This window comes from Pedobacter immunditicola (assembly GCF_037482985.1).
In the GTDB taxonomy this organism is placed as follows: Bacteria; Bacteroidota; Bacteroidia; order Sphingobacteriales; family Sphingobacteriaceae; genus Pedobacter; species Pedobacter immunditicola.
This window is the reverse complement of the sequence record NZ_JBBHKC010000003.1, coordinates 396,725-411,734: the sequence shown is the minus strand read 5'-3', so window position 1 is coordinate 411,734 and position 15,010 is coordinate 396,725. Positions and strand designations below refer to the sequence as shown.

Annotated in this window: 13 protein-coding genes; 12 read left to right on the top strand and 1 reads right to left on the bottom strand. The window is 34.6% G+C overall.

All coding sequences use genetic code 11. From position 1 onward, the window contains the following. Position 1: 1 nt before the first annotated feature. From WG905_RS06885 to WG905_RS06860, 6 genes are all read left to right on the top strand, one after another. Positions 2-1,444, top strand: coding sequence for a lipopolysaccharide biosynthesis protein (locus WG905_RS06885; RefSeq protein WP_339590969.1), 1,443 nt, complete (start codon positions 2-4; stop codon positions 1,442-1,444). After that, entirely contained in the window at positions 1,441-2,607 is a 1,167-nt protein-coding gene (locus WG905_RS06880) for a DegT/DnrJ/EryC1/StrS family aminotransferase (RefSeq protein WP_339590968.1), read from the top strand. The genes WG905_RS06885 and WG905_RS06880 overlap by 4 nt, the downstream gene beginning before the upstream one ends. A gap of 29 nt (positions 2,608-2,636) precedes the next feature. Continuing rightward, a complete protein-coding gene (locus tag WG905_RS06875; RefSeq protein WP_339590967.1) occupies positions 2,637-3,497 on the top strand; it encodes a glycosyltransferase family 2 protein in 861 nt (286 codons plus the stop codon). A 9-nt stretch (positions 3,498-3,506) separates the two neighbouring features. Beyond that, positions 3,507-4,607 carry a glycosyltransferase gene (locus tag WG905_RS06870; protein ID WP_339590966.1) on the top strand — a complete coding sequence of 367 codons (1,101 nt, stop codon included), beginning with the start codon at positions 3,507-3,509 and terminating at the stop codon, positions 4,605-4,607. 71 nt (positions 4,608-4,678) lie between these two features. Beyond that, the gene (locus WG905_RS06865; RefSeq protein ID WP_339590965.1) at positions 4,679-5,920 is read left to right on the top strand and encodes a DegT/DnrJ/EryC1/StrS family aminotransferase; all 1,242 of its coding nucleotides are present in this window, start codon (positions 4,679-4,681) and stop codon (positions 5,918-5,920) included. 10 nt (positions 5,921-5,930) lie between these two features. After that, positions 5,931-6,527, top strand: a complete 597-nt coding sequence (locus WG905_RS06860; protein ID WP_339590964.1) for a sugar transferase — start codon at positions 5,931-5,933, stop codon at positions 6,525-6,527. A 55-nt stretch (positions 6,528-6,582) separates the two neighbouring features. On the opposite strand, the gene WG905_RS06855 is transcribed toward WG905_RS06860, so the two are convergent. Further along, positions 6,583-6,789, bottom strand: coding sequence for a hypothetical protein (locus WG905_RS06855; protein WP_339590963.1), 207 nt, complete (start codon positions 6,787-6,789; stop codon positions 6,583-6,585). A 145-nt stretch (positions 6,790-6,934) separates the two neighbouring features. Between WG905_RS06855 and WG905_RS06850 the strand changes: the two genes are divergently transcribed. The 6 genes from WG905_RS06850 to WG905_RS06825 all read left to right on the top strand — a co-directional run bounded on the left by WG905_RS06850 (position 6,935) and on the right by WG905_RS06825 (position 14,989). Then, positions 6,935-7,834, top strand: coding sequence for an O-antigen ligase family protein (locus tag WG905_RS06850; RefSeq protein ID WP_339590962.1), 900 nt, complete (start codon positions 6,935-6,937; stop codon positions 7,832-7,834). Continuing rightward, entirely contained in the window at positions 7,827-8,993 is a 1,167-nt protein-coding gene (locus tag WG905_RS06845; RefSeq protein WP_339590961.1) for a glycosyltransferase family 4 protein, read from the top strand. Before WG905_RS06850 ends, WG905_RS06845 begins: the two co-directional genes overlap by 8 nt. 88 nt (positions 8,994-9,081) lie before the next feature. Then, positions 9,082-10,158, top strand: coding sequence for a glycosyltransferase (locus WG905_RS06840; protein ID WP_339590960.1), 1,077 nt, complete (start codon positions 9,082-9,084; stop codon positions 10,156-10,158). 18 nt (positions 10,159-10,176) lie between these two features. Next, complete coding sequence (asnB, locus tag WG905_RS06835; protein ID WP_339590959.1) at positions 10,177-12,009, top strand: asparagine synthase (glutamine-hydrolyzing); 1,833 nt, start codon at positions 10,177-10,179, stop codon at positions 12,007-12,009. A gap of 33 nt (positions 12,010-12,042) precedes the next feature. After that, positions 12,043-13,134, top strand: a complete 1,092-nt coding sequence (locus tag WG905_RS06830) for an NAD-dependent epimerase (protein WP_339590958.1) — start codon at positions 12,043-12,045, stop codon at positions 13,132-13,134. A 457-nt stretch (positions 13,135-13,591) separates the two neighbouring features. Beyond that, the gene (locus WG905_RS06825; protein WP_339590957.1) at positions 13,592-14,989 is read left to right on the top strand and encodes a pectate lyase family protein; all 1,398 of its coding nucleotides are present in this window, start codon (positions 13,592-13,594) and stop codon (positions 14,987-14,989) included. Positions 14,990-15,010: the final 21 nt, after the last annotated feature.

The window sequence follows — 15,010 nt, the reverse complement described above, 5'->3', positions numbered from 1 at the left end:
AATGAGCTTGATTAAAAAAACTTTGTCTGGTTTTTTATGGACATTCATACAGCAATTCAGCATACAGCTGATTAATTTTGGAGTAACAGTAATCTTAGCAAGAATTTTATTACCTGAAGAATTTGGATTAATAGCCATGCTGACGGTATTTATTTCAATCGGTAATAACTTAATGGATAGTGGCTTAGCCTCCTCATTAATACGGTCGGCTGATCTTACTCAGAAAGATTATTCCACTGTATTCTTCTTCAACCTGGCCGGAAGCGCAGTAATGTATGGACTGATCTATCTTTCGGCACCATATATCGCTTCCTTTTACCAGCAGGACGTATTAGCACTTGTATTAAGAGTTTATGCAATTGGTTTCATCATCAATGCATTTTATAGTGTTCAAAATGCCCGGCTAACCAAGGAGATGAATTTTAAAATTCAAATGACCATTCAAATTCCGGCGGTGTTAATTGGTGGATTGTTAGGTGTGGTACTGGCCATGAAAGGTTATGGAGTCTGGAGCTTAGTTTGGATGAATTTATTTCAATCTTTTTTGTCCACCGTGATGCATTGGATTTATTCTGGCTGGGTACCAAGCTTAGTTTTCGACAAAAAGAGTTTTTTACGGCATTTCAATTTCGGTTATAAGATGACTTTAACCGGCATCATGGATACGCTTTATAGAAATATCTACGTACTCATTATCGGTAAATATTATTCGGTACTACAGTTGGGATTTTATTCCAGAGCAGAATCAGTAAGCCAGCTTCCGACCAGCAACATATCTGCAATAATCAATAAGGTTACTTATCCCATGTTTGCTTCAATTAATGACAACGACACCAAATTGAAGTTGGTTTATAAAACATTGATGCAGCAAGTACTATTTTGGAATGCACCGATCCTGATTTTCCTGGCAGTTATAGGGGAGCCGCTATTTACATTTTTATTTACAGTAAAATGGCTACCGGCTGTCCCGTACTTTCAAATATTATGCTTGTCGGGAGTGATGTACCCTTTACATTCCTACAATTTGAACATTCTAAAGGTTAAAGGCAGGAGTGATCTCATACTAAAACTCGAAATTATTAAAAAATCTATCAGCGTAATCGGCATTTTATGTGTCATTCCTTTTGGAATTTATGGCTTACTATATGTTCAATTGTTATTTAGTTTCATAAGCTATTACATCAATTCACTCTACAGCGGTAAGTTATTAGACTACCCAATTTCAGAACAGATCACTGATATCATGCCGACGATTATAATTTCCCTATCCACCGGTTTGATATGTTACCTATTCGACCAAATGTTTCTAAAGCCAATAGGATTTTTCGACATCACCAGGATAATAATTGACGGCCTGTTCTTTTTCCTTCTTTATATAGGATGTAGCACCCTGCTTAAACTTACACCAATACATGATTTTAAACATTTAATCTTAAAAAGATGATACCTGTAACAAAACCTTTTCTTCCAAGAGTCGGAGAATTTGAAGAATACGTTAACAGTATATGGGAACGTAAGTGGCTTACCAATAATGGTCCTTTGGTGAATGAACTTGAACTAAAACTTAAAAACTATTTAAATATAAATCACCTTCTTTATGTTTCAAATGGCACTATAGCTCTCCAAATTGCTATCAAAGCATTAGGATTAACTGGAGAAATCATCACTACCCCATTCTCTTTTGTGGCTACCACGAACAGTATTATTTGGGAAGGTTGTACGCCTGTTTTTGTTGATATTGATGCAGAGACATTTAATATTGATCCCAAAAAAATTGAACAGGCAATCACTACGAAAACTTCAGCCATACTAGCTACCCATGTCTATGGAAATCCTTGTGATATTGATGCAATTCAGGAAATTGCAGACAAACATTCTTTAAAAGTAATATACGATGCGGCACATTGTTTCGGCACCAAATACAAAAACAAGTCTGTTTTCGAATATGGTGATATAAGCACAACCAGCTTCCATGCAACTAAACTTTTTCATACCATAGAAGGTGGCGCTGTCTTTACTAAGGATCCCGAGTTATTAAAGAAAATGGCCTCAATGCGGAACTTCGGTCATAATGGACCTGATGAGTTTTCTGAAGTAGGTATAAATGGCAAAAATTGTGAATTCCATGCAGCTATGGGTTTGTGTAACCTAAAACATGTCGATGAAATTTTAGATAAAAGAAGACTGCTTTCATTTTATTATTGGAGAAATTTAGACAGTTTACAAGCAAAATACCCTAAATTAAATGAGAACTTAGATTACAACTACGCATATTTCCCTGTCTTATTTGATAATGAGAAACTAATGCTAAAGTGTTTAAAGACGCTGGAAAATGAAAAAATATATTGCAGAAGATATTTTTTTCCATCACTCTCCACATTACCATTTGTCGCCCCATCACATATGCCTGTATGTGAATCGGTAGCCAGCAGAATTTTATGTTTACCACTTTACCATACCCTCACCAGCAGCGATTTGGATTTAATAACAAGAATAATCTTACGTGTCCAGAATTATGAATTCCCTGCGGAGCTTCAAAATTCAGAAAAAGAAAGTGCAATGGATAATGTTATTCCGAGCCTGGCTTTCGTACAGAATGCCTTGTAAATGAATCTATATAACTCAATCAAAAACAAATGAGCAATTCTTCAGTTCCAACAGTTAGCATTTGTTGTATCACCTACAACCATGAAAAGTATATTGGCCAGGCAATAGAAGGCTTTCTAATGCAAAAAACAAATTTCAATGTCGAGATCATAATTGGCGAAGATTGTTCCACAGACTCAACCAGATCCATCATCGATCAGTTTTGCATCAGCTATCCCGACAGGATAAAACTGATCACATACGAGAAAAATGTTGGTGCATTTACAAACCACATTTCAGTTATTGATTTAGCTAAAGGGAAATATATAGCACTATGCGATGGTGATGATTTTTGGACAGATCCCTTAAAGCTACAAAAGCAAGTTGATTTCCTGGATGCCAATTCGGAATACGTCATTTGCTGCCACTATTCCAAAGTGATCAATGAAAATGGAGAGCTTGTTTATTTAAATCCTAGTCCTACAAGTATAAAATATGCTTACCAGGATGTTTTGCTAGGAAAAAAGGAGGAAACTCGCCTCTGTTCCTTAGTGGTGAGAAACGTTGACGAAGTTCGCGCTATTAAATCACAAGGCTGGTATTCGCAGGCACATGGAGCGGATCGGTTTTTTAAACTTTTTGCGGTAGCCTCCACAAATAAAAAAATATATGTACTTCCTGATGTGATGGCCTGTTATCGTTTACATTCTGGAGGAGTTTGGAGTATGATTAATTCAAATCTGAGAAAAAGTAGAATGATCAGCGATTTTAATTTGGTGATTAGAAATTTTAAATATTCTACAGATTTAAAACGCAAACTTCTTAAAATATACCTCCATGAATATTTGCTCTTTGAAATGAAAAATTTCAGAATCGGTCATGCTTTTAATACCATAATTAAATTATTATAAATGATTATCATGTCTAAACCAACATTAGTATTTGTTATAAACACCTTACAAAGGGGAGGGGCAGAACGGGTGGTTTCAGTATTAGGAAACAGCTTAGATCAAGCTTTCAGAGTTATTATTGTCTGCATGAATGAGGCCGAGCAGGCTTATGAACTTTCTAAATCTATTACAATAGTCAACTTATTAAATCGGAAAAAGAATGAGAATCTAACCAGGAGGATTTTTTATGGACTGACTACATATTATCGCCTGGTCAAGTTATTACATAAAGAAAAACCACATTGTGTGATTTCCTTTATGACCAGTGCCAATTTATGGACTGGGTTGAGTTGTAATCTCTTAAGAATCCCTTACATAGTCTCCGAAAGAACTACACCTGACCATACGGTTAATAAATTCGGGTTTGTATTCAAATGGTTATCCTATATTATTTATCGTAAGTCAAAAGCCATTGTAATTCCTTCAAAAGGAATTGAAGACTGCATGAAACAGAACAAGGTTTTCCAAAATCTAAAAAACTATAAAGTTATCAGGAATCCCATAAATACTTTTGAACGCTCTTTGAATCGAAATGTCCATCATAGAAAGTTTATACTCGGAGTTGGGAGGTTAGGTTATGAAAAAGGTTTTGATCAGTTGATTAGAGCTTTTAGTGGCATTTCCTTAAATGATATAGATCTCCTTATCGTAGGGGATGGGGCTGAAAAGCAAAACCTTACTGATCTGATAGTTAAACTTAAACTCCAAGACAGGGTATACCTGGTAGGAGCAAAGAATGAACTCCTGGACTATTATCAGCAAACAGAGCTTTTTGTCTTGCCTTCAAGAAACGAAGGTTACCCAAATGCGTTGATCGAGGCGATGAGTATTGGCTGTCCCTGCATAGCAATGAATTGTGAATTTGGCCCCTCTGAGATCATAAAAAATGGCGTCAATGGCATATTAATAGAAGACAACAATGTTCACATGCTTTCTAAAGCAATTTTTAAGGTTTTGGTTAACCCTATTTACAAAGAAAAATTATCAATCAACGCCAGGCAGATTGCGCTAACAAATTCACTTGATGTCATCTCCAGTAAATGGGAGGAATTGATCCTTTGTAAAAACTAATCTACTACAAAAAACAACGCATTTATAGTCATGAATGCATTATTGGTGAAAGAACTTAAAAAATTAAGATTATGAATATCCCATTTTCCCCACCGTTCATTGATCAAGCTGTTATCAATGAAGTTCTTGATTCACTTCATTCAAATTGGATTACTTCCGGACCAAAAGTAAAAGCTTTGGAATCAGAAATAATTAAACTAACCGGGTCCCAAGCGGCAATTTGTGTTAACTCATGGACCTCTGGCGCCATCATGACCCTTAAATGGTTTGGTATTGGAAAAGGAGATGAAGTCATAGTTCCCGCTTACTCCTATTGTGCCACTGCTTTATGTGTCATTCATTGTGGGGCAACTCCGGTAATGGTTGATATTCTGGATGATTTAACTATTGACCCTGAAATGGTCAGAAGCAAAATTACCTCCAAAACAAAAGCTATAATTTCTGTTGATATTGCCGGATTACCTTGCCATTTTAATGAACTCCAGGCGATCATTAAAGATCCACAAATTCAAAGTCAGTTTGTTCCAGCTTCAGACAGACAAGCGACACTTGGAAGAATTTTGTTGGTATCAGATGCCGCTCATTCCATTGGGGCATACTATGATGGATTACCAGCCTCATTGAAAAGCGATATCACCATCTTTTCTTTCCATGCCGTTAAAAATATTACTACCGCCGAAGGAGGCAGCATCTGCTTAAACTTACCTCCTGAATTTAATAACCAGGATGAATATAACTTCTTGAAAATCTTTTCCTTGAATGGACAGAACAAGGATGCATTTGCAAAATCAAATGGTGCTAACTGGAAATACGACATTCTGTTTAAAGGTTTCAAAATGAACATGCCTGATATTTGTGCCGCTATCGGCCTTGCACAGATCAGGCAATATAATAACACCTTACTTCCTCAGCGAAAAAATATATTTCAGAAATATTGCAATTCTTTTAAACTATATAACTGGTTTATTGAGCCCATTTGTAAAGATCAAAATAGAGAATCATCCTACCACCTATTTCCTTTGCGAATTAAGGATATTTCTGAAAGCCAGAGGGATAAGATCATTGAGGATTTAGTAAATAAAGGAGTGATGGTCAATGTTCATTTTATTCCGATGCCTATGCTTACTTATTTTAAAAGTTTAGGTTATGATATTGCTCAATTTCCAAATAGCTACAAACAATATGCTTGTGAAATTTCTCTGCCTATTTACCCGCAACTCTCAGAGTCTGAGGTAGAGTATATTATTGAAGCCGTTGTGGAGGCTGTGCAAACGATTAAACCGGTTGAAGAAGTAATCAAAGTATTATTTTAATATCGTTGATATGAATGGGAAAAGAATTTTTGATGTGGTGTTTTCACTATTAGGTATTATATTTCTGTTGCCTGTTTTTCTGGTCGTTATCGTTTTATTGAAATTAGATTCAAAGGGGCCTATCATTTATAAACAAGTTCGCGTTGGGCTGAACTTAAATAACTTTGAACTTTATAAGTTCAGAACGATGTGTAAAGATGCAGATAAGAAGGGTCTCCTTACTGTCGGCAATCATGATAACCGCATTACAAGAATTGGTTACTGGTTGAGGAAATATAAAATCGATGAACTACCGCAACTATTTAACATTTTGAAGGGTGAGATGAGCTTTGTTGGCCCCAGACCAGAGGTTTTGAAATATGTACAATTATATAATGCTGTTCAGAAGAGGGTATTAACGGTAAAGCCTGGCATAACAGACTGGGCGTCAATTCGATTTATAAATGAAAATCAATTACTGGAGAATTCTGATGACCCAGAGAACTATTATATCAATACCATCATCCCAACAAAAGTGAGCGAAAACCTTAAGTATATTGACCATAATAATTTATGGATTGACTTAAAGATTATATCTTCTACTTTAAAAAGTATCATCATTAAATAGCACATGCTTTACTAATTTTTTTGATTTTGAGCTCTTATCGGTAAAAAATCATTGTCTATAATAATTGATAACCTAAATTAAATACCATGAAACTAATTGCTGCTTTATTAATGATTTTATATCTATATGCATTGTCTTTTGGAATATTTTTAACAGATACATTCAGAATTCCAGCACCTTTAATATTTTGTTTTCCGCTTATTTTTCTTTTTAGAAATAAAGAAGAGACACCATTTTTATACATAAAAGAGGTTGTTTTCATTAGCTTAGCTATATTCCTTTATTATTTTGTAGGACTATCAGAATTTAAAACGTTCGCTAGGAATATGCTTTCCGTCATGATTTGCGCCTTGTTCTTCAATTACTATATTGGGACTAACAGGAGCCGGTTTAATACCGCAGTTTTAATGTTTTATGGCCTATTAACCTTTTCGGCCATTCTGATGGTAATCGATAGTTTCTACGGAATAGAAACACTCAGAGCAATGCTTTTGGATGAAAGGGTGATGCAAAGTCCTGCAGGGATTTCGGTCTATCAGTTTACATTTGGTTATCAATTAGCTGCACTTACACCATTTCTTTTTATTTATACCTGCACTTTTAACAAATCTTTTATTGCCCCTGTAGGGGTTTTGTTTATTTGCCTGGTATTCTTATTATTAGGAATGCAGCGTTCTGCTTTCGTAACTTTCTTATTTGCCACAACATTGTTCTTATTAATATACTACCAATTTAAAGCAGTCTTTTTTTTATCTATAGCAGTGGTGTTATGTGGTTTGATTTATTATTTCGTACTAAACGATTACCTGGATGGAATGGAAAATATCATTGCGAAAAATGAGCAAAGCGATCCGTCTCACAACAGGACCAGCCTTACTGAAGAAAATTTAAATATTTATTTGGAACATCCTTTTGGGCTTATATTTTATGGTAAGACCTGGGGTGATGTCATCTATCGTAATTATATTTTCTCGGATGGTATAACTTCTCATAATGCTTATTTGATGTTCATCACCTATCTAGGACCGTTCCTGGGATTAGGGTTGTTGATTTCTATTTATCATAAAGTTTGCAGAATTTTTTTAAACATCATTCAGGTGATCAGAAAACCAGAAAACAGGCTTTTAGTGTGCCTATGTTTTTCTTTCCTGAGTGTTTCAATAAATGCCTTATTTCATAATGCCTGGTTAATTGAAGCTAACGGACCAACAGTATTTCTTTTCTTCAGTATACTTCACATGTATAAATTTAAAATGGTAGATTTAGTAGCACCAGATCAGTCATTAAAAACTTTGAATTATGCATAAAATCAAAATTGTTCATGTCATAGGAACACTTAGCAGGGGGGGCGCCGAGCGCTTTGTAATTGATCTGTGCAATGAAATAGCTAAAATAGAAAAGTATGAAGTATACATTCTTTCTCTATCTGGTAATGATCCCCAGAATACGTTTATTAATGACTTAAGCAATAGGGTAAATTATATATCCTTTAATAAAAAAAGTGGATTAAGTCTAAGTGTATTAGTGAAGTTAACCAATTGGCTGAAGGTTAAAACACCTCACATTGTGCATAGCCATTTGAATGCTTTTGAATATTTAGCCTTATACAGAGCTTTCAAATCCAGAACAACATTTTTTCACACCATTCATAACACGGCAAGTTTTGAATGCCCGAATCTTGTCATTAAAAATATACGTGCCTTTTTTTACAGAAACAATAAAGTAATCCCTGTCACAATTTCGATGAATGGCAGCAAAACATATAGAGAATATTATAATTTAAATAACGACGTCATCGTTGAAAATGGTCGTCCAACGTTATCTACTACAGCTGAGTTCAGGCGACTACATGAAAAATACAAAGGAGCTGATAACAGGTTTTTACTGGTAAATATTGGCAGAATTTCACAGGAGAAGAACCAAGAAATGTTGATTGAAAGTGTTAAAAAGTTTAATGAAACAGAATCAATAAAATGCAAATTATTGATCATTGGAGATATTAAAGATGAGCAATTGAGTATAAAATTAAGATCAAGGGCCTTGAACGATGCAAATATTGAAATCTTGGGTGGAAAAAATAACATAGCTGATTATTTAAGCATTGCGGATGCATTTTGTCTTTCCAGTATATATGAGGGAATGCCTATATCCTTAATTGAGGCTATGTCAGTGGGTTGTATTCCAGTTTGCACACCGGTAGGCGGCATTAAAGAAATGATAAAAGATGGGGTCACAGGCTTTATAAGTAAAAACACCACGCTGGAATCTTTTTATCAAGCTTTGAAAAGAGCAGTCTATTCAAAAGAGAAAGACGTTATAAAGGATAACATCTTAAAAGCATACAACAATCGGTATCACATTGAAATTTCCGCAAAAAATCATCTAAAAACATACAACAAGGCATTAAATCTTTTCGAAGGAAGAGATAGTGCTTTTGAATTACTATACAAATCAAAGGTTAATTAAAAATACCCATCGTATAGTCTTATAACCCTCTCTGGCTCTTGTTGTTCATAACAACTTCTTTTTATCATAATAACCAAATATTTACTGTATGAAAATGTTTCAGCGGGTGATCTTGATGACACCCTCTATGAGTAAGGGTGGGGCAGAAACCCAATTAGTTAAAATTGCTCTACATCTGCAAAATAATTTTAACAAGGTTTTAATTATTTCTCTTAAGCCAATAGACGAATTCAATGGTGACCTTAAAAAACAGAACTTAAATGTCCTTTTTTTAAAAAGTTGGACCAGACATGGTCTTTCGAATACTAAATTAATATACAACACAATAAGAGAATTCCGGCCAACTGTTGTAATTGCTTTCATGTTTATCGCAATCATCTTTGCACGGCTGTATAAATTAATTTTCAATTTCAAACTCATATCGACAATCAGAATTTCGGTCATACAAAAGAAATGGTATATACCTTTTAAGATCACGTCAAACATAGACGACGCAATTGTTTATAATTCATTTGCTTCAAAAATCAATTTTGAAAAACAAAATTTAATCAAAAAGGGCGGAATAGTAATAAATAATGGAATTTCAATACCTGTGCTGAAACACAAAAAGAATGCAGGAATTGAAAACGAAAAATTCAATTGGATCTGTGTTGCACATTTCAGGTGGAATAAAGATTACCTCACGTTATTTAAGGCTATAGAATTAATTAAAGACAGAAATTTCAAAATTGATATTATAGGAGAATTAAACAACGAGGTGTGGCCGTATAAAATTATTCAGGAGATGAGACTAGAAAAGCATGTCAATATTTTGGGTTTTAAACAAAACATTGGAGCTTACCTGGAAAAGGCAGATGCATTTGTATTATCATCATTCTCAGAGGGCATGCCAAACGCAATATTAGAAGCAATGGCACATGGTAAACCCATCGTGGTAACGGCTATTGATGGCAACAATGAATTAGTGAATGAAGCCCAATGTGGATTTCTGTGTGAGAAACAAGACGAACATGATATGGCTGCAAATATGATCAAAATCATGGAGATGACTCCTGGAGAAAGAGAACAGTATGGCCTTAATGGAAGGAAATACATAGTAGCAAATTTCAAGGAAGAAATTGTGATGGGGAACTGGATGAACTTAATCAATCAAGTAGCAAACTAATAAAAAAATATAAACAATATGTGTGGAATATTTGGTACAGTAAATTATAAAACTCCTTTGGACAGCAAAATTTTCGATGGTTTATGGCATCGGGGTCCAGATGAGCAACATATGAGAAAAGTTAATAATCTGACCTTGTACCACACACGCCTCGCAATTCAAGATTTAAGTGTATCTGGCCAGCAGCCAATGGAGCATAACGGTCTAATCATCGTATTCAATGGGGAAATCTATAACCACATGGAATTAAGGTTGAAATATGGAATTGAAGCAAAGTCTAATTCCGATACATTAACCCTGCTACTGTTATTTGAACTACTGGGAATGAAGATGTTGGATGAATTGGATGGCATGTTTGCATTTGCCTTATATGACACCAAAAACCGAAGGTTATATTTAGCCAGGGATAGATCAGGGAAGAAACCTTTATATATATATAGTAATGGAGATACAGTAGTGTTCTCTTCTGAACTTAATATTCTTTATAAGATCACAAAACCTGAAATTGATTATACATCCTTAGCTGATTACTTATATCTGGGACATCATTATCGTAGATCGACGCCGTATAAACTTGTCACGGAACTCGAGAATGGTCATTATTTAAAAATTGATGCTTTGACTGGCTTGTCGGAGGATATAACATGGTTCAAGATTGAAGCCAGTTATACTAAAGAGAATCAGATGTCGTATGAAGAATCCATAAATCATCTTGATGAAATCCTTAAAAAGGCAGTAAGCCGTAGAATTGACAGTTCAGATTTAGATGTTGGATCCTTTCTAAGCGGAGGCATTGATAGTGGTATTGTTACTGCAATTGCTGCTCAACACCATACGAAGTTAAAAACATTTACTGTGAAGATGGAGGGTAGTTTTGATGAATCGGCTTTAGCTGAAAAAGTTGCCCGAAAGTATGACACGAATCATACCGTGGTAGAGATCAATTTCTCGGAGCTGAAAAATGATATTGAGAAAATAATTGTGAACCATGGCGAACCCAATTCAGATAATTCTGCAATACCGAGCTACTATGTCGCTAAAGCAGCGAAAAAACATATAACTGTCGTTCTAAATGGTGATGGTGCAGATGAATTATTCGGAGGGTACAGAAGGTACGTTCCGTTTAAGCATATGGATTTTTTTAATCCAAATGCTGTTACCAAATTCGGTTCACAAATGCTGTCTGCATTATTACCCATTGCAAATAAAAAACAAAGTAATTATACATACCTCTATCGACTATTGAAATTTGCCAGTTATTCAGACCTTACCAAAATATACTGCTCTGCATCGTCGGATTTGTTCGTTGGTTTCGAAGATCAATTTTTGATCAAGCCGCAGATGAAAGACATTACTGCTGATTTAATAAGGATAAATGAATATCCAATATCATCATTAAAAAAGATATTGCTGATGGATTTTGAATCGATGTTATTCAGTCGCTTATTACCAAAAATGGATATTGCGACCATGGCACATTCTCTTGAGGGAAGAAGTCCATTTTTAGCTAAAGAAATCCTTGAATTTGCTCCGGGTTTAAAAGATGAGTATAAAATAAAGAACATTCAAACCAAACATATTTTAAGGGATTTAAGTAAGCGATATCTACCGCAGGATCTGGTACACCAGCCTAAAAGGGGATTTGAAATTCCACTGAATAAATGGGTTGATAATGAACTTAAAGATATCATCAATGACTATCTATTGAGCTCAGATACTTTATATTCTAAAATTTTAAAGAAGGACTTTATCGAAAACCTTATTTCAAGAAAGATCAAGATATCGGATGAACGACGTGCAAAAATACTGTTTTGTGTATTCAGCCTCGAAGTCTGGCATAAAAACTTATAATCCAATCCAATTTTTAAATAATTAAAAAGCATTATGAAAGTATTAGTTACAGGCTCTGCCGGATTTATCGGATATCATTTAGTCAAATTTTTAATCTCACGAGGTGATGAAGTAGTTGGAATAGACAACATAAATGACTACTATGATGTAAACTTAAAATATGGGCGACTGGAAGAATCCGGAATAAATAAAAGTCAGATTGCATATAACGTTGCATTAAAAAGCACAAAACACCAGAATTATATATTCATAAAAACTGATATTACTGACCAGGATTCATTGAGATATATTTATGAAACTTATAATTTTGATGCGGTTTGTAATCTTGCAGCTCAAGCAGGGGTAAGGTATAGTTTAACCAACCCTCAAGCATATCTTGACGCTAACATCCATGGTTTCTTGAATATACTGGAATGCTGCAGAAAATTCCACATAAAGAACCTGGTATATGCGAGCTCGTCGAGCGTTTACGGGTTAAATAAAGAAATGCCATTCTCTGTAAATCATAGTGCCGATCATCCGGTTTCGTTATATGCAGCCTCTAAAAAAAGTAACGAACTCATGGCCCATGCGTACAGTCATTTATTCAATATTCCCACGACAGGTTTAAGATTTTTTACAGTTTATGGGCCATGGGGCAGACCTGACATGGCTTTGTTCATTTTTACAAAGGGAATATTAGAGAATAAAACTATTGAGGTCTACAATGAAGGAAATATGAAAAGGGATTTCACCTACATTGATGATATCATTGATGGAATTGTAAAGGTTTTGGATAACCCTGCTGAAACTGATTCTAATTGGAATGGCTTTAAGCCAGATTCATCAACATCAAAGTCACCCTACAGGGTTTTTAATATTGGCCGCGGACAGTCAGTTAATTTACTGGATTTTATAACCGAGATAGAAAGGCAAACAGGTTTCACTGCACAAAAATCTTATTTATCCTTACAGAGTGGAGATGTAACTGACACCTGGGCCGACATAGAAAGCATGAAAAGTGCGTTTAACTATGATCCGAAAATATCAGTAAGGGAAGGCATAGAAAAGTTTGTGAAGTGGTATTTAGACTTTTATGGTTCTGCGGAGGAATCAAATCAGAAGAGGAAAGTCGAAGCAATATAATACCACTAATAAACCTCACATTTAATAGCTAAAAAACTAAGGCTTTCAATAAAAATTAAGTAACTAATCAATTACATAACAATAATCTTAGTGTATTATGACTATTTTTTTACAAATAATTCCAATTTAATTAATGTGTATACTTAAAAAAATAGCCAATTTTAAAATAAAACAAAATATTTTCCGATTATTTTTGAATATTTTAAATCTAACAACAATAAAATTTTTTAATTTAAAATAATAAAAATTAAGTAAATTCAATTTACAATTCTTTTAATTATTATTTTTGTACTACTACTATATTTATTACACTATTTCTATCACAGCAAAGAATTATTAAAATTCGCCAGACCGATACACCAAAACTTCCTTAGTAAAATCAACTACTTTCCATAATTTTTTGGGTATATATATGGGCCTTCAACAGCGTTTCCATTGTATACTTTAAAAAAATCAAATGGAAAGAATGAACAAACTAAAAAACGGTTTACCTATGAGCATGTTATTGCTATTAGTCGTATTAACATTTAGTCAGTGTAAAAAAGATTCAAATGAGGTAATTCCTCAGGATGACGTTGCACTTTCGGCAGAATCTCAGTCTGCTACACAATCAACAACTGTAAGTACACCAAAAGCACTGGATGTTTCAAAATCAAAAAGTGATGGCGGTTATGCTTACAAAATAAACGTTAGCCTAGGAACCCCAGGCGACTCACCTGAAAACCCTAAGGTTTCTACCGTAAGAGTATTCGAAGATGGTGTTGAATTGGGTGAGGCACATGCAACACACGCCGATATAAGAAATATTGGAAAAGGTAAATTTAGTCATTGGTTAACTGGATCGATTTATATTTCAGCTTCTGATAACTCAAATCCAAAAACCAATGGCAAAAAGTACACTTTTACTGTTGGAAGTGCTGGCACATCAGCAACTACACCAACACCAACAACACCTACAACTCCAGTAAGCTCTGACAATATCATTGGTTATGCAATGGTTGGTGGGACTACAACTGGTGGTAAAGGTGGTCAAACTGTAGTAGTTTCTACTTTGTCAGCTTTAAAATCAGCTATCGCATCAAGCGCACCAACTATTATTAAAGTTTCTGGTAAAATAACCGGAACTGGATTCCTTAACGTAAGTTCCAATAAAACAATCCTTGGATTAAAAGGTTCTAGCTTAGAAGGCGTTGGTTTAATGATTTACGGAACAAACAATGTTATCATCCGTAACATGACCATTAGAAATGTAAAAACTTATTCAAACATAATCATTAAGGAAGGTGCTCACCATGTATGGGTTGACCACTGTACACTATCTTCAGATAGAAATAACGGTTGGGAATATTATGATGGCTTGTTAGATGTTGGTAAAAAAGCCAATTACGTAACTCTATCATGGAATAAATTACATGACAGCCATATTCCATTGTTAATTGGTTTTGGAGATGGAAGTACTGTTGATAAGGATTTCTTAAAAGTAACGGTATACAAAAATTACTTTTATAATGTTTCAGAAAGACAACCAAGTACTAGATTTGGATTTATGCACGTGTTTAACAACTATATGAAAGATGGTAGTGGTTATGCGGTAGGAGTAACGATGGGTGCAACTGTTAGAACAGATAATAATTATTTTGAAAATCAAAACACACCAATCACTACTGAATACAATGCTGCACCAGGTTATGTAAGTGGTGCAAGTACTAATGTCTACAAAGGTAGTGGTGCAAATAAAATTTCCACTCCAGAATCTAAATGGGTACCTACATATTCGTACCAATCTGAGTTAATTCCAGCAGCAAATGTACCAGCGGTAGTTACTGCAGGAGCAGGAGCAACTTTAAATTTGTAATTAATTAACAACAACATTCAG